Source organism: Curtobacterium sp. BNK-1 (assembly GCF_048685235.1).
Classification (GTDB): domain Bacteria; phylum Pseudomonadota; class Gammaproteobacteria; order Enterobacterales; family Enterobacteriaceae; genus Pantoea; species Pantoea agglomerans.
Window position 1 is genome coordinate 3,203,137 of the sequence record NZ_JBLQTJ010000001.1, and the last position, 17,523, is coordinate 3,220,659.

At 44.1% G+C, this 17,523-nt stretch carries 22 protein-coding genes, 1 tRNA gene and 2 pseudogenes; 13 read left to right on the forward strand and 12 right to left on the reverse strand.

Translation table 11 applies throughout. From position 1 onward, the window contains the following. Window positions 1-37: 37 nt before the first annotated feature. Complete coding sequence (gene mug, locus ACMGGP_RS15090; protein WP_069025394.1) at window positions 38-556, reverse strand: G/U mismatch-specific DNA glycosylase; 519 nt, start codon at window positions 554-556, stop codon at window positions 38-40. After that, window positions 553-1,137, reverse strand: coding sequence for a TetR/AcrR family transcriptional regulator (locus tag ACMGGP_RS15095; RefSeq protein WP_498798602.1), 585 nt, complete (start codon window positions 1,135-1,137; stop codon window positions 553-555). Before ACMGGP_RS15095 ends, mug begins: the two co-directional genes overlap by 4 nt. 138 nt (window positions 1,138-1,275) lie before the next feature. Between ACMGGP_RS15095 and ACMGGP_RS15100 the strand changes: the two genes are divergently transcribed. From ACMGGP_RS15100 to ACMGGP_RS15115, 4 genes are all read left to right on the forward strand, one after another. Next, entirely contained in the window at window positions 1,276-2,067 is a 792-nt protein-coding gene (locus ACMGGP_RS15100; RefSeq protein ID WP_033772642.1) for an SDR family NAD(P)-dependent oxidoreductase, read from the forward strand. A 202-nt stretch (window positions 2,068-2,269) separates the two neighbouring features. Beyond that, a tRNA-Ile gene (locus ACMGGP_RS15105) sits at window positions 2,270-2,345 on the forward strand. Between the two features lie 487 nt (window positions 2,346-2,832). After that, window positions 2,833-3,132, forward strand: coding sequence for a hypothetical protein (locus tag ACMGGP_RS15110; protein WP_267713190.1), 300 nt, complete (start codon window positions 2,833-2,835; stop codon window positions 3,130-3,132). After that, the gene (locus ACMGGP_RS15115) at window positions 3,129-3,752 is read left to right on the forward strand and encodes a Shedu anti-phage system protein SduA domain-containing protein (RefSeq protein WP_267713189.1); all 624 of its coding nucleotides are present in this window, start codon (window positions 3,129-3,131) and stop codon (window positions 3,750-3,752) included. Before ACMGGP_RS15110 ends, ACMGGP_RS15115 begins: the two co-directional genes overlap by 4 nt. A 265-nt stretch (window positions 3,753-4,017) precedes the next feature. Here the strand turns inward: ACMGGP_RS15115 and ACMGGP_RS15120 are convergent, their stop codons facing one another. After that, window positions 4,018-4,236 carry an ogr/Delta-like zinc finger family protein gene (locus ACMGGP_RS15120; RefSeq protein ID WP_267713188.1) on the reverse strand — a complete coding sequence of 73 codons (219 nt, stop codon included), beginning with the start codon at window positions 4,234-4,236 and terminating at the stop codon, window positions 4,018-4,020. Between the two features lie 62 nt (window positions 4,237-4,298). After that, window positions 4,299-4,526 (reverse strand): hypothetical protein, encoded by a 228-nt coding sequence (locus ACMGGP_RS15125; protein ID WP_498798603.1) that lies wholly within the window; start codon window positions 4,524-4,526, stop codon window positions 4,299-4,301. Between the two features lie 33 nt (window positions 4,527-4,559). On the opposite strand from ACMGGP_RS15125, the gene ACMGGP_RS15130 reads away from it, so the two are divergent. From ACMGGP_RS15130 to ACMGGP_RS15140, 3 genes are read left to right on the forward strand one after another with little or no spacing between them, the layout of a single operon-like run. Then, the gene (locus ACMGGP_RS15130) at window positions 4,560-5,204 is read left to right on the forward strand and encodes a phage terminase large subunit family protein (RefSeq protein ID WP_498798604.1); all 645 of its coding nucleotides are present in this window, start codon (window positions 4,560-4,562) and stop codon (window positions 5,202-5,204) included. Then, window positions 5,204-5,872 (forward strand): phage portal protein, encoded by a 669-nt coding sequence (locus ACMGGP_RS15135; protein WP_498798605.1) that lies wholly within the window; start codon window positions 5,204-5,206, stop codon window positions 5,870-5,872. Before ACMGGP_RS15130 ends, ACMGGP_RS15135 begins: the two co-directional genes overlap by 1 nt. A 3-nt stretch (window positions 5,873-5,875) precedes the next feature. Next, a complete protein-coding gene (locus ACMGGP_RS15140) occupies window positions 5,876-6,241 on the forward strand; it encodes a hypothetical protein (RefSeq protein WP_498798606.1) in 366 nt (121 codons plus the stop codon). A gap of 30 nt (window positions 6,242-6,271) precedes the next feature. Here the strand turns inward: ACMGGP_RS15140 and ACMGGP_RS15145 are convergent, their stop codons facing one another. The 3 genes from ACMGGP_RS15145 to ACMGGP_RS15155 form a co-directional block, all read right to left on the reverse strand. Further along, complete coding sequence (locus ACMGGP_RS15145) at window positions 6,272-7,936, reverse strand: P-loop NTPase fold protein (RefSeq protein WP_498798607.1); 1,665 nt, start codon at window positions 7,934-7,936, stop codon at window positions 6,272-6,274. 273 nt (window positions 7,937-8,209) lie between these two features. Further along, window positions 8,210-8,398 carry a hypothetical protein gene (locus ACMGGP_RS15150; RefSeq protein ID WP_187505866.1) on the reverse strand — a complete coding sequence of 63 codons (189 nt, stop codon included), beginning with the start codon at window positions 8,396-8,398 and terminating at the stop codon, window positions 8,210-8,212. A 108-nt stretch (window positions 8,399-8,506) separates the two neighbouring features. Further along, complete coding sequence (locus tag ACMGGP_RS15155; protein ID WP_498798608.1) at window positions 8,507-10,225, reverse strand: replication endonuclease; 1,719 nt, start codon at window positions 10,223-10,225, stop codon at window positions 8,507-8,509. A gap of 13 nt (window positions 10,226-10,238) precedes the next feature. Here ACMGGP_RS15155 and ACMGGP_RS15160 point away from each other — a divergent pair, with 13 nt between their 5' ends. The 5 genes from ACMGGP_RS15160 to ACMGGP_RS15180 all read left to right on the forward strand — a co-directional run bounded on the left by ACMGGP_RS15160 (window position 10,239) and on the right by ACMGGP_RS15180 (window position 13,069). Continuing rightward, complete coding sequence (locus tag ACMGGP_RS15160; protein ID WP_498798609.1) at window positions 10,239-10,604, forward strand: phage integrase; 366 nt, start codon at window positions 10,239-10,241, stop codon at window positions 10,602-10,604. Next, window positions 10,601-10,939 carry a phage integrase gene (locus ACMGGP_RS15165; protein ID WP_498798610.1) on the forward strand — a complete coding sequence of 113 codons (339 nt, stop codon included), beginning with the start codon at window positions 10,601-10,603 and terminating at the stop codon, window positions 10,937-10,939. The genes ACMGGP_RS15160 and ACMGGP_RS15165 overlap by 4 nt, the downstream gene beginning before the upstream one ends. Before the next feature lie 6 nt (window positions 10,940-10,945). Then, window positions 10,946-11,230: a tyrosine-type recombinase/integrase gene (locus ACMGGP_RS15170; RefSeq protein WP_498798722.1), complete on the forward strand. Its 285-nt coding sequence runs from the start codon at window positions 10,946-10,948 to the stop codon at window positions 11,228-11,230. Between the two features lie 147 nt (window positions 11,231-11,377). Continuing rightward, the gene (locus tag ACMGGP_RS15175; protein WP_498798611.1) at window positions 11,378-12,502 is read left to right on the forward strand and encodes an AIPR family protein; all 1,125 of its coding nucleotides are present in this window, start codon (window positions 11,378-11,380) and stop codon (window positions 12,500-12,502) included. 99 nt (window positions 12,503-12,601) lie between these two features. After that, complete coding sequence (locus tag ACMGGP_RS15180; protein WP_498798612.1) at window positions 12,602-13,069, forward strand: hypothetical protein; 468 nt, start codon at window positions 12,602-12,604, stop codon at window positions 13,067-13,069. Between the two features lie 1,393 nt (window positions 13,070-14,462). Here the strand turns inward: ACMGGP_RS15180 and ACMGGP_RS15185 are convergent. The 4 genes and pseudogenes from ACMGGP_RS15185 to ACMGGP_RS15200 form a co-directional block, all read right to left on the reverse strand. Further along, a complete protein-coding gene (locus tag ACMGGP_RS15185; protein WP_498798613.1) occupies window positions 14,463-14,774 on the reverse strand; it encodes a DUF1493 family protein in 312 nt (103 codons plus the stop codon). Between the two features lie 8 nt (window positions 14,775-14,782). Continuing rightward, window positions 14,783-15,225: pseudogene (locus ACMGGP_RS15190) on the reverse strand (STM2901 family protein). Window positions 15,226-15,665: 440 nt separating this feature from the next. Continuing rightward, window positions 15,666-15,887 carry a hypothetical protein gene (locus ACMGGP_RS15195; protein WP_045139600.1) on the reverse strand — a complete coding sequence of 74 codons (222 nt, stop codon included), beginning with the start codon at window positions 15,885-15,887 and terminating at the stop codon, window positions 15,666-15,668. Window positions 15,888-16,364: 477 nt separating this feature from the next. Then, window positions 16,365-16,451: pseudogene (locus ACMGGP_RS15200) on the reverse strand (hypothetical protein); the annotation flags it as partial. 369 nt (window positions 16,452-16,820) lie between these two features. Here ACMGGP_RS15200 and ACMGGP_RS15205 point away from each other — a divergent pair. Then, the gene (locus ACMGGP_RS15205) at window positions 16,821-17,093 is read left to right on the forward strand and encodes a hypothetical protein (RefSeq protein WP_223566104.1); all 273 of its coding nucleotides are present in this window, start codon (window positions 16,821-16,823) and stop codon (window positions 17,091-17,093) included. A gap of 118 nt (window positions 17,094-17,211) precedes the next feature. On the opposite strand, the gene ACMGGP_RS15210 is transcribed toward ACMGGP_RS15205, so the two are convergent. Next, entirely contained in the window at window positions 17,212-17,367 is a 156-nt protein-coding gene (locus tag ACMGGP_RS15210) for a YnfU family zinc-binding protein (RefSeq protein ID WP_216844881.1), read from the reverse strand. Between the last annotated feature and the right edge of the window lie 156 nt (window positions 17,368-17,523).

Sequence of the window (17,523 nt, forward strand, 5' to 3'; positions counted from 1 at the left end):
CCTGCCTGTTATTGCCTCTCCCCTGCCCTGCGCAGATTCATTCGTTCCCCGCATGCAGTTCCACATAGAGCTGACGATACGCCTCTACCATCTCGTCCAGAGATGCGCGATTAAGGCCGCTGGGATTCGGCAACACCCATACCTGCGTTTTCCCCATACATATGGGCTGTTTGCCCCATTCGACTTTACTCTGCTTAAAAGCACGACGAAACGCATCCTTACCCAGAATCGCCAGCGCAGCCGGCTGGTAATCCAGTACCTTTTCCATCAGCCGTTTACCGCCATCGCGCAGCTCATCAGGCGCTAACTCACTCGCCTGTACCGTAGGCCGCTCAACCAGCATGGTGATGCCGCAGCCGGTCTCCGTTAAGCGCTGCTCCTCTTCCGGCTTCAGCTGCTGCTGGGTGAATCCGGCCAGATGGATCACTTTCCAGAACCGGTTGCCGGGATGCGCAAAGTGAAACCCCTGATGGGCGGTTGACTGACCCGGGTTAATGCCACAGAACAGCACATCAAGACCGGAGCTGATGATGTCGCGGATCGCGTGTTCACTCATGCCGCCACCTCCAGCGTGCGCTGCTTCAGCGCATCGCGGCTGCGTTGCAGCATCTGGCTGGCCTGCTCTGCATCCGGACAGGCGCGCGCCAGCGCCAGCGCACCAACCATCTCTGCCAGCATGCTGGAAGCCAGCGCTTCCGCATCCGGCAGCCTCAGCTCACGCAATATCTGCGTCAGGCTGCTGTGCATCGCATTAAAGCCCTGTGCGAAGATCTGCCGTGTCGGCTGTGGAAGATGAGCCACTTCACTCACCAGAGCGGCTAATGGACAGCCCTGTGCCGGCGCATTGCGATGCGCCTCGGAAAGATAGCTATCAATAAAATCTGCCAGCTGCTGCGCTGGCTGGGTCACGGACTCCGCGGGCTTTAAGGTATCGGCTTCAGCAAACATATGCTTCAGCACCTCCTCAACCAGCTCCTCGCGTGAGGTAAAATGCGCATAAAAACCGCCGTGTGTCAGACCGACCCGCTTCATCAGCGCCGCTACACCAATTCCTTCGGTGCCGGTTTCACGCATCACGCACGCCGCCTCATCAAGGATACGCCGCCGCGTATGCGCTTTGCTGCTCTGCTTCTCCATCTCATCTCCTGCGGTGTCTGCTACGTAGCGTCTGGCTATTATAGTAATTATTACGGTCATCATATTCCAGCTTGACGACAGATATGATGATCGTCATATTGATAGCTATTATGACGACCATCATACGAGGAAAAAGAGATGTCACAATCAGGCACAGCTTTAATCACCGGCGCATCCAGCGGTATCGGTGCGACCTATGCAAAACGACTGGCAGCACGCGGTTATGATTTGATTCTGGTCGCACGCGATCAGGGGCGGCTCACTACCCTGGCTGACGCACTGGCAAAGCAGCACGATATTCGGGTGACGGTTATGGCGGCTGACTTAACGCACGAGCAGGATCTGCAACGCGTGGAGTCGGAGCTCGCGAACAACGCACAGATTACGCTGCTGCTGAACAACGCGGGCATGAACGTTGAGGGTGAGTTTCTGGAGGCGGACATCACACGCATTAACAGCATGCTGGCGTTAAATATTCTGGCACCCACCCGTCTGGCACAGGCGGCTGGCCGGGCTTTCAAAGCACGCGGTAACGGCATCATTATCAATATCGCCTCGGTGTTGTCGCTGGTGCACGAGATGTTCAACGGCGCTTATAACGCCACTAAGTCTTATGTACTGACTCTGACTCGTGCGATGCAGCGTGAACTCGCAGAGAGCGGTGTGCAGGTACAGGCGGTGTTGCCCGGTGCGACCCGTACGGAGATTTTCGATCGCGCAGGCCAGTCTATTAATGACATCCCGGCTGAAATGCTGATGGACGTTGATGAGATGGTGGACGCCGCGCTTGCCGGACTCGACAGCAAAGAGACGGTAACCATTCCGGCGCTGGAAGATCTGCAGATGTGGCACGACTACGATCAGGCACGTGGCACAATGGTTCCCCATCTTTCACGGAATCAATCAGCATCACGTTATCGTCAGAGCTGAGCCAGCCATCAGCCATAACGACTGAAGTCCGGTTTCACTAAAGGCGCGGAGAAGCATTATCCGTGCCTGTTTGCGACTTTGGGATCGCGGTTCGCCAGATTTGTTATAGAAATCAGCAGGTAAATCACTGCTGCTTATTTCAGCAACCGGTGGCTGAGTGCTGGATTGCCCTGAAGAGATACTTTATAATCCCCGCTCCGCTGGCCCCTTAGCTCAGTGGTTAGAGCAGGCGACTCATAATCGCTTGGTCGCTGGTTCAAGCCCAGCAGGGGCCACCAAATTTAGTAATGTAAATCATGTAGTTAAGCCACCTACGCAAGGTGGCTTTTTTGTTTGCTAAATCATACATTGGCAGCAAAATGGCAGCAGGCTTCTTTCTACCCTAATATTCATCACAGATGTAGGTAGGTCTGACCGCTCATAGGGATGTATTTTAAAGTGAAAAATTTAAAACATAAGTAACAATCCTTTCTCAACTAAAAACTAGATGAGTGTAAAGCAGTAACTTGCTGAGTTTGCGGATCTTTGCTAAAAGTTGAATATGCTGGCATAGTGGAATGTCTACATAAAAATTAAGGTAATTAAATTACTAACAGTATTATTAATCTCAAATGGATATTGACATATTTATTCCAGTGCAAACTAATGAGGATATATGAGTATCAATATTCTAAAGATCAATCCTTTGATTCATCACGTTATTTAACCGAGACAAAGATCGGGAAGATATTATAAAACAACTTCACGAAAAATCAGGAGCTGAGAATGAAAACTGTTATTTCCGATAGACTTAACTTTTCACTGAGAACCTTGGAAGAAAAAGATAAAATAAAATTCAAGGTTTTCATAAAAAAAATAAATGATATCAAAAACAAACGTGAATTAATTAACGCCATTAATAATATAGTATTACATGGCAAATCATTATACTCATTCAGACTATCAAATGAATTAAGAGTGACATTTCATATTGAAGGTGATGCAGTTTTAATAATGGATCTAATTAATAAAAGCAAAGAAGATAAAATGACATTTCCCGAGTTTCTCGGAGAATATAAAAAATGAAAGTAATGCAAAACTTTGTTTTTGACAAAAACCAATGCCGAATTGAAGTCAATGAACTAGAGCAACTTTTACAGAGTAATACAATTTTAGAAGAAGCGGTTCACATCCTTCCATTCTTCAAAGTGAGGCCAAACATATGCTCATTGATAACAAATTACTTCCCTTATATTAAAGATGGGGATCTTATTGCTCCTGAATACCCCATAGATGGTGACTTTAAAGCCGACTTAATCATTGGTAGTAAGCAGGACATGAAATACATATTAGTAGAGTTTGAGGATGGTAATCCCAACAGTGTTTTTAAAAAAAAGGGAAAAAAATCGAAGCGAGATTGGTCAAACCGATTTGAAGGAGCATACTCTCAGTTAACTGATTGGTTCTGGAAACTAGAAGACAATAGGCAAACTACAAATTTTCAATCAACTTTTGGTAGTCCTAGAGCTAAATTTCACGGCTTAATAATAACAGGTAAAGACATGAATTTAACACCTGAAGAGCACGACAGACTCAAATGGCGAATGGATACCACTTCAATAGATAATAATCATATAAATGTAATATCGTTCAATCAACTACACATTGATTTGGATGAATGGCTAAAAAAATATTATAGTGTATAAATAAACATTCCTATATCTATTACATAAGAAGCCGTATTTCAACCAAGAGATAAATACGGCCACTTATATTTACTCACTATATTTTTTAATTTAGTTATGCTAATTGATACCCTAATAACCAAGCAGCACTTTTGTAATTAATCTAAGAAAGGCTCCTGGCATTGAAATAAAGCCAATATTTTTATGCTTCTATGTATAACGATATCTGATAAGAATTCAATTCCAGAAGATTGTTCAGTACGTACACACCATAATATCGCAGTGCTTATAACCACAACGGTTGCTGCTGATTTCTTCCCGGATGCGGTGGGACAGGTTTAACGCTACCCGGTTTCATGATGGTCTCAGAAACCGTCTCATGAGATTTAAACGTCCAGCTGCAATTGATGTTCTGACACTGGTTGTATCGTTCTTTAGTTGTTGCTGATACCTGAAAGCTGCTGCGGGTATGTGCGGCATTACCGCACAAAGGGCAATTCATCATAATATCATCTCCGAAACCCAATTGAGATTAATATTACTCAATTTAACCATTTTGAGATAGATCTATTCCATTTCAAGTGAATCTATTTTCACTTCCAGTTCGATACTGGTAGTAAATCCGCTATCAGCACTCAGGCTGTGCGTCAGCGTTGTGATGATCCATCCCCCAGCATCTATCTGCTGCTTAAAGCCGCTGACCTTCACCGGCATTTCTGTATAAAGTTCCGCGCGCACCTTCGCCAGCTGAATGGAAAACGTCGCTGCACCGCGCTGCAGCCGTTCCCACTGCATTTTTGCCGCCCGTTCGGCGTTGACCTGGCGTCCGTGTTCCCGCTCACGCTGTTGCAGGCGCGCATGGTGGACAGCTGGGAAGTATGGACCGACTTTGAAGCGCTTGCGCTGCGCCCGTTCGGCTGGAAAGAGGTCTGGATCGGTTACGACCCGGCGAAGGGAACGCAGAACGGCGACAGCGCCGGGTGCGTGGTCATGGCACCGCCTGCCGTGCCGGGCGGAAAGTTCCGCATCCTTGAGCGCCACCAGTGGCGCGGGATGGACTTCCGGGCGCAGGCTGACGCCATCAGGACGCTGACGCAGCAGTATAACGTGACCTATATCGGCATCGACTCCACCGGCGTCGGGCTGGGTGTATACGAGAACGTCAAAGCCTTCTTCCCGCAGGTGAAAGAATTTGTCTATAACCCGAACGTGAAAAACGCCCTGGTGCTGAAGGCTTACGACACCATCGCCAGCGGGCGGCTGGAGTTTGACGCCAGCCACCTCGACATCGCGCAGTCATTCATGTCTATCCGCAAGGCCACCACGGCCAGCGGCAACCGTCCGACCTATGAAACCAGCCGCAGCGAAGAGGTCAGCCACGGCGATTTAGCCTGGGCGACCATGCACGCGCTGGCAAACGAGCCGCTGCAGGGACAGGCGGCACACACGCAGAACATTGTGGAGATTTACTGATGAGCAAACGCAGGAACCGCACCCGCACGCAGCCCGTGCCGCAGCCGGATAACATGACCAGCGGGGCAGCGTCGGAGGCGTTTACCTTTGGCGACCCGATCCCGGTACTGGACCGCCGCGAACTGCTGGACTACGTGGAGTGCGTTATCAATGATCGCTGGTATGAACCGCCCGTAAGCGTTGACGGGCTGGCACGCACGTTCCGGGCCGCCGTGCATCACAGCTCACCCATCAGCGTGAAGTGCAATATTCTGGCGAGTACCTTTATCCCGCACCCGCTGCTGAGTCAGCAGGCGTTCACCCGCTTTGCGCTGGATTACCTGATTTTCGGCAATGCCTACCTGGAGAAGCGCACCAGCCGCCTCGGTAACGTGCTGAAGCTGGAGCCGTCGCTGGCGAAGTTCACCCGGCGCGGCCTGGACCTCGATACCTACTGGTATGCGCACTATGGCATTAACACGGAGCCGTATGAGTTTGCGAAGGGAAGCGTGTTTCACCTGATGGAGCCGGACATCAATCAGGAGATTTACGGCCTGCCGGGCTACCTGTCAGCCATCCCGTCGGCGCTGCTGAATGAGTCGGCCACATTGTTCCGCCGCAAGTATTACCTTAACGGCAGCCATGCGGGTTTCATCATGTACATGACCGACCCGGCACAGAGCCAGTAGGACGTGGACAATATCCGCGGTGCCATGAAAAGCGCAAAGGGCCCTGGCAACTTCCGAAACCTGTTTATGTACAGCCCGAACGGGAAAAAGGACGGCATCCAGATCATCCCGCTGTCTGAGGTGGCGGCGAAGGATGAATTCCTGAACATCAAGAACGTGAGCCGCGACGACATGCTGGCCGTGCATCGCGTGCCGCCGCAGCTGATGGGGGTTATTCCGAACAATACAGGTGGGTTTGGTGATGTTGAGAAGGCTAGTCGAGTCTTCGTGCGAAATGAACTTATTCCGCTTCAAAAACGATTAAAAGAGTTAAACTCATGGTTGAGTGATGAAGTTATTAATTTTGATACGTATAAACTGGATGAATAATTAAAAGGTCGCCTAGGTGGCGACCCTTCATCACAACCCAAACTTTTTCATTCTAATCTCATTTAATTTACTTTCTGACGATATCCTTTTCAAAGCTGCTCGTGTCTTAACAGCGATTGATTCCATTCTTGCACTGCCATTGTTAAATCCACCAAACTTCAGGCAAGTAGATACATGAGATGTAAGTTCTGACCCATTGATACTTTTAAAATATTCATAAAATTCATCTTCGGATGATGATGAAAGTATTTCTTCATCATCATTACCCCACCCGTTCTGCCCCGATATCTTGTCAAGAACATCTTTTATAGTTCTTTTTGGCTTCTCATATTTGTAAATACCACTAAACTTTTCTAAAATCTCCGTATCCGTGATCTGACGAACGAAATTAAAACCTTCGGGATTAAATAGTTCAATATCACCTTTACGCTCACTAATAAATGCATCAATCAACTCTGTAGCTTTTGAGCCACTATCCAAATCACGGAGGACGTTGACCAAAACATCCAAGTCACTTGTACCAAGTTGATGAATATTAAGTAGGAAATTATCATATAATTGCTGAACAACTAACTGCTGATTATCATTAAAGCTATTATGAAAAGTATCCCATGCTCTTCGATAACCATTGTTATTTTTATCTTCAATGACTTTCTTATTTGATACTGCCACAACTTCCTTGAATGCATCCCTATCAACATAACCGCTTCTTACTAATTTAGCGATTATAGAGTCTAACTTATCAAAGTCAGTAAACTCATAACTCAGAAGTAAGTTTTTCCAGAGCTTTTGCTTGTCAGTCAGCTCCTTAGAGCTAGAATGTTGCCTGCTCACTGGCGACTCTATAAAGTCCAGAGTTGGTATATCACTATCATGATTTGAGCAATAATATGCCCAACTAAACAATGATGCGGTGTGCAATAATTGCTTAGTAAGCTCAGGCTCGGTTTTTTCAAAGAAATCTAAAACAATATCTATGTATTTTTCAATCTTCGTTAATACTCTTATGTTTTTTATACCGAGTGAAACAGTAAATTTTGAAAGTTCGCTATGATATGACTTTGAACCATCATACGCCACTTGGGCGCTTTCTTCTGGAGTGGGCGAAAACTCCAGTTCAATATCAATAACCTTTTCCTTATATTTTTCGTAATCAACTGTTTCTTCAGTTCCTGCATTTAACAATAAAACGACCTTACATTTCTTTTTTTCTTTTAGTAATGACACCAAACCTAATACATCTTTTAAATCCAAGCCACTCCCTTTTCTTTCTAAGTCATCAATACAAATTAGGGAATCTGTCACAGACATAAACGAAAATGCTTCAATTGCAGGCGCCGCTGATTTTACAAACGGCATATCTTTGAGTTTACTCCATGAGCCACGACCAAGTATTTCGAGCATACCAAATGTGTTTGTCCTAAGACTTTCAAGATTTGGCTCATGTCCAATTGAGTCTTGCTGAATAGAATTTTCAAATATAGTGTATTTTAGTTTATCTAAAGAAGAAATTCCGAACAAGGAAACATATGAGTATCGTTTTCCCGTTATCATATTTCCACTTTTAGCCTCTTGTAATAAAGATTCCCATCCATAAGTTTTACCAACTCCCCATTCACCTTTGATGGCAATGACCGAAGGTGTAGACTGAGATACGAATTTTAAGACCTGTTCTCTAATAACTTTTAATGACATTGCAATTCCCTTTTGAGCTTAAGACGGTTCTACAATGAATATATGTTTTTTTAATGAAAACCACAAAACTCTATCAGGATCTAAACCGTATTGCGCGCGCTCGTAGCCCCGCCACGCCTGCCCGCTTTATGCAGCGGTTTTCATGCACCTGCATGACATAAACAAAAGCCCGCCAATACTGGCGGGCCTGAGCATCAGAGATCCTTTTAGGATCATGCGATTTCATGCAGCATAGTCATGCACTCACGGCTCGTAGTTCTGTTAGGCCTTTCATCACTCAGCCTGATTCATTGAAAGGCTGTATTCATGCTTGCGTAGACGAGCCATTAACTCATCTGTGAGTTCGGAAACCCACTCAATTGCCATACGTTTTTCTTGATCACTACAATCGCTGACAGCAACAAGTTTTAAAAAGAAATCAATACGCTGAAGCTTCACCGACTCCAAAAGATAGTCCTGCATGTTCCCTCCTCTGCTTACAACTACTGTTTATGCATACAGTATAGAAAATCCAGTCGAAATTGAAACTATTTTTTATGTATCAATGGGATTGATCTGAACCTTGCCAGATTAGAATGGTTCTTCCTGCAACCTGCCGTTCCGGTAGAAAAGCCGCATTTTTGCACCTGCATTGAGGCTACAGCCCTTAAGCAACAGCCTAATTTCATATTCATCACCGTTAAATCCCCTGGCTTTTAGTTCCAGTTCTAACCGTCGGCGCTCTGGCCCCGTACAGTTATTGACAGAACTCCAAGGGGCGGCAATGCCGCCAGAAAAACCAGCCTCCGCTGGCGCTTCGGCCAATTTAGCGACCTTTTCCCATTTGACCAGGCGCGTCATGACTTCTGAATCCGGCACCATTGGCGAATAGATACCCTGCACCCGCTGAACATCTTCGCCGTACTCATTGCCCATTTCGGTAAGTTCGTAGCAAAGGCGGATCACTAAATCCTCACGCGCCACTAACGGCCCGCCCTGCGCCATCGTATAGGACGCCCAACAGCTGGCAACGGAAGCTGACGCCAGCACCGCATCCATCTGCTTATCTGGCAGACGTGCATCACCTATACGGCGCAGCTCACGCCAGACAGTCACAGGCGCACCGCCGATCTGCTGAAACTGACGAATACGCCAGCGTGAAGCCCATGCCGAAACAGCCTTAGCCATGTCGCGCATATTTTCGCCAGTTTCATCATCTTTCTCGCCGTCCATAGCGTAACCGTCGATATTCTTTGAAATATATTTGGCGATATAGCCTGTCGCACTGCCCTTCTCAGGGTCGATCGGCTCGGCATGAAATCGTGCTTTCATTGCCTGCGGTGTGGTCAACTCCCCGGAATCCTCTTTATAAGCCTGATCACGCATGATTTGCTGAACCCGCTGGACGTTTTCAGGGCGCATAAACAGCAGCATGTGCCAGTGCGGCGTGCCGTCGTGGTGAGGTTCAACAACGCGAAAGCCAAAGACATGAATAGCTTCGCGTGACAGTGCCGCGCGGATCCTCGCCCATACACGGCAGAGATAACGCTGGGTGTCACGTGGGCTTGAACCGTTCCACTGAGAAACAAAGCCGCCCTGGCTGTAAACTGCGTGATAACTTGATGGTGCTGTGATTGTATAAAACTCACCTACACACCCTGTTTCATTAGCGACATCCTCAAACCCACGCATTCTGGTCATCAATTCGCGGCGGCGTATTGCCGGATTGGACACGCTGCGGTTGACCATTTCATCCAGCGCAATACGGTCCCCGTCCTGATTGATGAGATCAAAGCGTTTGAAGAATTCACGGTTACGTTTTTTCTGCTCTATCCATTCGGCCAGCGTGCTGCGAGACACGTATGGTGATGCGGATTTCTGTACCTGCCCAACCGCGATAGCCATGTGTTCACGCTGTAAATCTCGCATCTGCTTCAGGCGGCCACGCCACCATTCAGGAGCCATCATACGAAGCAGACCAGACTGGGCTTTGCGCAGAGGCAATTCACCTTTAGCTGAACAGAACTCTGCCCAGTAAGGTGGCTGCGTTCCTGTCAGTGCAGCCAGTTCAGCGATGTAACGGTATCCGGTGAGCGTCACGGTCAGTTCGTCCGCCTCCTGTGGTATGGAGACCTTATCAACGAACTCAGCCAGACTTTGTGACAGGAAGGAGGCCATCTTATAAGCCAGATCGCGAATGTCCTGGCGGTCTAACGTCGGAAGGCGATCAAGCTGTTTGATAAAGGGCAGCTCAAACTGAGCAGCATCGTTCAGCCGGTAGCGGGTGCGTACAAGCTGCAGACGTGGCAATACGCTCTGGCCAATGGTCTGGCGCAGTTTCCCAAATGGCCGTGACGGCAAAAGGATTCGCCGCCAGTTTGCAACTAAGGGCGAAGCACAATCCTATGAGAAGTTCGTAAAAGAGCAGGCTCAAAATAAGCCCTGGCTGGGAGAGAAAGCAGATAAGCGGCGAGTAATTGAGTTGGATGAATTGTGGTTCAACACACATGGCATTACGTTGGCGGATGGTGAGAAGCGGCAAACCACAATGGCATTCGCCTGCGAGGCGATGGGAAACCCACTCGCAACCGAGTTTAATGCGAAAATTTTTGCGTCTTATCGCGAGCAGCAGTTAAGCGGCAAAATCACCCGCTCCAGCAGAGTGAGACGGTTACGCCGCGTACGGTGAATTTAGATTTGGCGTATTTCAGGGCGATGTTTAACGAGCTTCGCCGGTTAGATGAATGGACGGCACCGAACCCATTAGAGAACGTACGCGAGTTTAAGATCAGTGAATCAGAGATGGCATATCTCACCATTGAGGAAATCAGAATCCTCCTCGCCGAATGTGAGAACAGCCGCTCCAAAGACCTGACGACTATTGTGAAAATATGCCTGGCAGCTGGCGCACGATGGAGAAAGGCGGAAGGCTTGAAGGGAAACCAAATCCGCGCCGGTCAGATCATCTACGTGAAAATTAAAGGCAAGAAAAACCGAGCGGTGCCGATAACTGAAAAATTATAGGCTGAACTGCCATCGAGTAGGAAAGCGCAACTGCTCTTTAAATCTTGTTACTCAGCTTTTAGAAAGGCCATGCAGCGCGCCGGTATCGAAACACCTGCTGGGCAACTGACACATGTTCTGCGCCATACCTTCGCATCTCATTTCATGATGAACGGCGGGAATATCCTTGTGCTTCAGCGGATTCTGGGGCATACAGACATCAAGGTTACGATGAGGTATGCACACTTCGCTCCTGATCACTTATCAGAAGCTAAGCAACTCAATCCATTAATCCAAGTAGATTTGGATTGAAAAAACGAAAATTAGTGATATGTTAAGTTTTAACGAAAAAATCAGTTCATTTACCTGCGTTATTTTCTCAGAGTCATCAATCTAAGCATCAAAGTTTAAATTCCAACCCCAGCTATTTATTCATCGATTAATTAAATGGAGTTTTACATGAAAGATGAAATATTAAGAAATTTTATAACTAGCTTCAGCGAACAAAACGAATATACATTATTAAATGAAGATGAACAGTTTGAAAAGTTCTCAAACTTCAATGTAATTTCTAAATTATACCCACGAGAACTGAATGTCGATGACCTTTCCACAGGTGGAGGAGATGATTTAGCAATAGATGGTGCAGCTATAATAGTAAACGGATCTATTGTTGATAGTGTTGAAGAAATTGATTTCCTTCTTAAGAGAAATGGAAGTCTTGATGTAACCTTTGCACTTATTCAATCAAAGAACTCTAATAAGTTTCGTGGAGACCAAATTGGAAACTTTATTTTTGGTGTTAAAAGCCTCTTTGATGAGCAGCCTTCAATACCGGAAAATGAAAAAATAAATAAATTAAGAAAGCTCAAAAGGAAAATATATCAACATTCAATCTCATTTGATAATGCACCAATCCTAAAATTATTTTTTGTGACCACTGGCGAATGGAAGGAACCAACACAAATACAAGGGAAGGTTGAACGAGAACTTAAAGATCTTGATGAAAGGAATCTCTTTTCCAACAAATCAAAAATTGAATTTTATGATGCAGAGAGATTAAAACAATCATATAGAGAATTAAGCAGAAAATCAGTTAAAGAAATACCTTTTCATACTCAAATAGTCTTACCCGAGGTCTCAGAAAAATTAGAAGTGAGGCAGTCATTCATAGGCTGCGTCCCTATTAAGGATTATATTAAACTAATTACCAATGATGATGGATTACTTGCAAAGGGGTTGTTCTACGATAATGTAAGAGATTATCAAGGCGAGAACAAAGTAAATCAGGAAATTAGTAAAACACTTAGAGACAGCACTCTTCAATCATTGCTTCCCTTGCTAAATAATGGAATAACCATTATTTCAAAGAAGGTTGATAAAGTTGGAACGAAGTTAAAACTTTCTGACTTCCAAATTGTCAACGGCTGCCAATCAAGTAATGTTATATTTGAGAATAGAGATGTTTTGAATGACGAAATTTACCTCATTGTAAAAATAATTGAAACCAATGAACAATCCGTCATAAACAATATCATTAGGGCTAACAATAGACAAACAGAGGTTAGAGATGAGGCTTTTTAATCTTTAAAACCATTCCATAAAGATTTAGAAGAATATTACAAAGCGTTATCAAATGGATATTCAACCCCTATTTATTATGAACGTAGATCAAAAGAGTATTTGGGGCATCCACAAATAAAACCGTCTCAAGTCGTAACTTTAGCCGCACAAGTAAAAGCTTTTGTGTCATTGATATTGGAACAGCCACAAAGCACTCATCGTTATTATGGTGAGATACTATCTAGCAATAGCTCAAGATTATTTAACTCATCTAAAAATCTGGATATGTACTACCTTTCAGCCCTAATCGTTAGCAGGCTGGAGACATTATTTAGAGAAAAGAAAATCAAAAAAAAATATAAAGAATATAAATATCATGTTGCATATATTGCGTACATGATTATGATGAAAGCAAACAATGGAAATAGAAGTAAGGTTCTTTCCATAGCCAAGGATACAAATAATCTAATTCCTGTATTCATTCAATCATGTAAGATAATAAAATCTGTAGAAGCAAGTCTATCCCTCAGTAAAGAAGATGCTATCCGCAGTAGGGAATTCACTAATAACTTAAAGTCACAGATTTAACCAAATTTTAGCACATCCTAAAGTCTAGGTCCTGTGGGGTATTTGGTTTAGATCCTTGGAGAAATGGCAGCAAAGTGGCAGCATAGCTTAACGCTATGTGCCACTTTTCATCACTATATGGCCTTAAGAAAACATATAAATCAGTAAGTTACTGATTTCACTCGCTTCGAATTGGGACTCATAATCGCTTGGTAGCTGGTTCAAGCCCAGCAGGGGCCACCAAATTTCACAATAAAAAACATCCAGTTAAGCCGCTCATTGAAGCGGTTTTGTTGTATCTGAATTTCTGAGTGGCGGTAAAGTGGCGGTGCATTTTCCTCAACAGCCTTATCATGCCGCTGCTGATTGCTTTAAGCAGGTGAAACAAAACTACTAAACAAAGCAAAAAACCTCAGAAGTATGTAAAGCAACTCGCTTATCAATAGGGAGAAGCTCTGATAGTTTTTTCCAGCCAAATAAAATTACCGTCTGTATCGTAAATCTGCCACAATCCCTGTGTCTGAAATGGTGAAGAGTCGATACTCATACCTGTTCACCATCAACGATAGGCTTTATGCCATTTTGTATAAATCGTTGACGGCTTTCAAAAAATTAATCGTATGTTCATAACGGCTGAAAAGTGAAGTAGCGATCCGATTCTTCACTTGCTACCAATCTTGTAACAAGGTGCACGTCACTGTAATTCAAGATAATTAATAATATTACCAGGCTAATATAGTTAGGATTCATAAACTGTATAAAATAGAGGGACAAGTTAATGCATCATTTTCTTGAAATACTCTCAGATTCGCTTACCAATTGGCCTGTAACAGCAGGGAAGCGAGAGAAAAAGCCAAGAAAAAACAGAAAGAAGATATCAACTCTTCACTACAAACCTATATGCAAGATAACGACTGATCAAAAAAGTAACGATATGCCGCAGAAAGATGAGGCCAACTAAAAAAATATTCAGATTTATAAAATCAGTCTTATTACTTGTAAAAAATTTCAGTGGATATAATTTAGATCATAATAACAGCATCTGCTGCTGACCTCTGCCTGGGTATGACGAAACGTCTTTAGCATTACCAGGCAATATGATAATTTCGACATCGCCTTATGGAATTTAAAAGTGTAGCTATAGAAGGTTTGAAAATAAAATTTCTGTGGAATAGTCCTTCTCATTCAAGTACCTAATGAGACGCCGGATGAAGATATCAAGCCATTAATGAGTAGTAAGCTCCCAGCAATGCTGCGTAAACTCACTGCCATAGCGCGCTATTAGTAGCGTTCATATCGATAGCAACCTCTGTATAGTCAGGAGTTTTAACTACCTTCCACTTTCCTCTTTTAATTTTTTTCTAACCTTTGATTTTTTATAAAAAATTAACGATCTCTTCTACTGCATCACATTTTAGTAAAGCCACTCCCCCGCCTCAGCGGAATTAATCAGCATCTGAACAGTTAAAGGCTCAGGCTGATGATGATCGGTGCGCAAATATTTTGGCAAAATAGCGTTCGGCAAAAAAGGGATTCGTGTAGCCGGGAAATAGAGACGAAAATCAAATCGCTTCATATCAACACTAAATAGTTCAGCATATTCTTCAAAAAAATCAAAAGCCTCTTCAGGCAAAACGCAATTTTTACCTGTACTCAGGGATGCATCATCTGGCATTTCCCAAAAGTATTTATTTATCAGACGATGAACATTTTCAACTTTACTCATAACCAGCCTTATCCTTTTTCACCTGTAATCAGCATATATCGATGAACAACATTGCGGCTAATAATCGAAAGATCATATGCAGTTAACACAGCGCCAATCCAGGGCACCCAACGTCCAACATATGCCCCGACACTTGTTGTATATGCCCATTCACCGCGCACCATTTTTTTCCAGGTAATAGTACGACATTTTTTCTGAAAACGCTGGCGAATAAGCATTCGGCTTGCGAGAGATAGCGGGCTGGTTCCACGTGTGGTTTTTTGGGCATCCAGCTTACCTCTGACTGGAATCACAGGGAAGCTTGCCAGCATTGACGCGACTGCAACCATATCAGCTATTCCACTAAAGTTTTTTTGAACTCATCAAGTATAAGCCAAAACAGAAGCTCATCACCATCAACACTCATTCCATCAAAGAAGTATCTTCCATTTATTTGCTCTGTCGTATCCATACTGTTTTCATGACACAAATGAAGATAAATATCTTAATGCCTCTGTTTAGCCCGGTCCATACTGAATCATTTAACTGAGAAAATTAACTTAAACATACAAAAATGCTGTAAGCCATTATGGAACTATAGTCTCAGCATTCTACATCAGGCTTCTGGAGAGGATAGTTTTGTGTTTAACGTCCATACGGCCTATACATACTTTTTCTATTACTTAAGCCACGATCTTAACCGAAGCAGTAATTAATCCTGGCAGCGACTGCGACCTCCGCCACCCGTGCATAATTCGCTAATAAATATCCTACTAATGATATGGATCAGCCTGGCTTTGATAGTCAGCTTTATAGTTTTATTGGTATCTTTGGCGACTACAAAGAAAGTCACAATCAGTATCACGGCATTGCTGTTTGATAGCTTAAATTACGGATCACACCCCATACCGATCATGCTTCTCCTTTTAGCTTATCCATCAGGTAAGCAACAAAGTAGGCAAGCATGAAGAACCCGAAGAAACCAACAATTTTCCACAGCCAGCCATCAAGTAAGAACAAAGAGAAAAATGCAGCAAATGAGAAAATCCCTGTTGAGATGGCTTCAAAAATATTTGCAGTTTGTATACCAATGAACTTACCGAATTTTAGAAGAAATGATTTTGCAGAGCTCATTTTGCATCCTTTCACATATTAATCAATGTCTCTTGATTTAAATCAAATAGGATCCGAGTGGCTTTTCTACGAGGAAATAGACCATATCCAGATTCATTAGGAAAACCTTTGAATAGTCCATCAGAAATCTACTTTGCATCCGGCTTGATGAGACTTAAACCCCTTCAGTCTATCCTTGCACTATGAGAACCTTCAACAATAGTGAAGAACCAACTCTGACTTACCGCTTAACATCCTCAACTGTAACGACACGAGTTAATATTTTTTTAGCGATAAATTGGGTCAGGATAAATTGTGAACCCAATCCTTCCCCTAGCCTGTCAGTACTCTATCCCGGTTTACAATCGATAGCTTGTTAACCTTCATTATCGAGCTTTGGGTAAAAACCGTTAATCACAATAGTAATCAGTTGCCGGATGGGTTCACGTCTGTCTGAAGTGGCTTTCATTGATGGGTAATAAAAAACCCGCTGCAATGTTAGTTCCACTCAGCCAGACACGCGATCTCGTCATCAGCTGCAATGCTGATATCAACCCCATCCTGCAGCGGCTTAGTGGTCCGGTTTGCCTCATCGGTTGCGGCGACGAGTCAGTTGATAGCTTTTAGCACTGCATTTTCAGCTTCCGGTACCTGGACTAAGGTTTCACCTCTCCCTTTCCCTGCTTAACCCCACACTCTCTTACCCACTATTTTCCCTGTAAAAGACGCTACTCATCCTAACTCTGATAACCCGACTGGTACCCCGGCGTCACTTTTTAACCCTGCAGAGGGTGTATCAGATTATTTTCATAAACCCGCTATATTTACGGATATGAACAAATGCAGTCCAGATGGGCCAATTGAAATCTGCACAACGTGTGCGCTGAGGTCAGATCCACAATGCTGCAGATTAATTTATTGAACAGAAGAGTATGAATAGATTAGAGGTTTATCATGAAAAGTTCATCGAGTGCTGAACTCTGCTGCCGGGTAATTCGTGGAAGAACCATCATGCCGTTGAAGAAAGTTGCGTTGTATCAGGTCGAATTTGAAAATGGCAGATTTGCTGTGTTACGCATTAATAACCTTCTGACGCTTCAGGAAGGCGATATTATCTCAAGAGTTAATGAAGTGTGGTCTGCAGGACCAGATATTATTCAACTTTCACCATTCGAATTTCTCGACCAGGGTGAATCAAAGCGTTATTTCACCGAGTATGAAAGATAATGCAGAGTTATCAGCACATTGAAATACATGTTACGAAGATATTGTCTCAATGAGGGATAAGGTTAAACAGTATGACTTGCTGCTGCCTGTTGATCGCAACATAAAAAGACGACGGACTTTATATAACATACAATGACTTACAGTGAGGGCATAAGACTGCCTGTCCTTTATTCTTTTTAGCTACAGACTGTCTGGAAAACTTTTTACACACCGGACACTGTGTATTGGTTTCGCTGCTGTGTAGCGCGTCGAAGAGAAAGCTCAACCAGGTCATGTCGTTATCCTCTGAAATGTTTCCCTCAGCGTAACACAGTGGAGGTAAATTAATTTTTTTATCTGTCGGCTCTGATGTTAAACAGGGCTAAGGTGAGGAGAAGGCAGCTGTTTATTTTTTTTAACTTTATTTTATCGCCATAAAAGAACGCCAGCC

Excerpts from the sequence above, each read along its gene's own strand:
- mug (WP_069025394.1), bottom strand. The coding sequence starts at position 556 with ATGAGTGAACACGCGATCCGCGACATCATCAGCTCCGGTCTTGATGTG.
- ACMGGP_RS15145 (WP_498798607.1), bottom strand. The coding sequence starts at position 7,936 with ATGTCATTAAAAGTTATTAGAGAACAGGTCTTAAAATTCGTATCTCAG.
- ACMGGP_RS15210 (WP_216844881.1), bottom strand. The coding sequence starts at position 17,367 with ATGACCTGGTTGAGCTTTCTCTTCGACGCGCTACACAGCAGCGAAACC.
- ACMGGP_RS15125 (WP_498798603.1), bottom strand. The coding sequence starts at position 4,526 with ATGCAGTGGGAACGGCTGCAGCGCGGTGCAGCGACGTTTTCCATTCAG.
- ACMGGP_RS15150 (WP_187505866.1), bottom strand. The coding sequence starts at position 8,398 with ATGCAGGACTATCTTTTGGAGTCGGTGAAGCTTCAGCGTATTGATTTC.
- ACMGGP_RS15185 (WP_498798613.1), bottom strand. The coding sequence starts at position 14,774 with ATGAGTAAAGTTGAAAATGTTCATCGTCTGATAAATAAATACTTTTGG.
- ACMGGP_RS15120 (WP_267713188.1), bottom strand. The coding sequence starts at position 4,236 with ATGATGAATTGCCCTTTGTGCGGTAATGCCGCACATACCCGCAGCAGC.
- ACMGGP_RS15110 (WP_267713190.1), top strand. The coding sequence starts at position 2,833 with ATGAAAACTGTTATTTCCGATAGACTTAACTTTTCACTGAGAACCTTG.
- ACMGGP_RS15095 (WP_498798602.1), bottom strand. The coding sequence starts at position 1,137 with ATGGAGAAGCAGAGCAGCAAAGCGCATACGCGGCGGCGTATCCTTGAT.
- ACMGGP_RS15175 (WP_498798611.1), top strand. The coding sequence starts at position 11,378 with ATGAAAGATGAAATATTAAGAAATTTTATAACTAGCTTCAGCGAACAA.
- ACMGGP_RS15205 (WP_223566104.1), top strand. The coding sequence starts at position 16,821 with ATGAAAAGTTCATCGAGTGCTGAACTCTGCTGCCGGGTAATTCGTGGA.
- ACMGGP_RS15115 (WP_267713189.1), top strand. The coding sequence starts at position 3,129 with ATGAAAGTAATGCAAAACTTTGTTTTTGACAAAAACCAATGCCGAATT.
- ACMGGP_RS15135 (WP_498798605.1), top strand. The coding sequence starts at position 5,204 with ATGAGCAAACGCAGGAACCGCACCCGCACGCAGCCCGTGCCGCAGCCG.
- ACMGGP_RS15100 (WP_033772642.1), top strand. The coding sequence starts at position 1,276 with ATGTCACAATCAGGCACAGCTTTAATCACCGGCGCATCCAGCGGTATC.
- ACMGGP_RS15195 (WP_045139600.1), bottom strand. The coding sequence starts at position 15,887 with ATGAGCTCTGCAAAATCATTTCTTCTAAAATTCGGTAAGTTCATTGGT.
- ACMGGP_RS15160 (WP_498798609.1), top strand. The coding sequence starts at position 10,239 with ATGGTCTGGCGCAGTTTCCCAAATGGCCGTGACGGCAAAAGGATTCGC.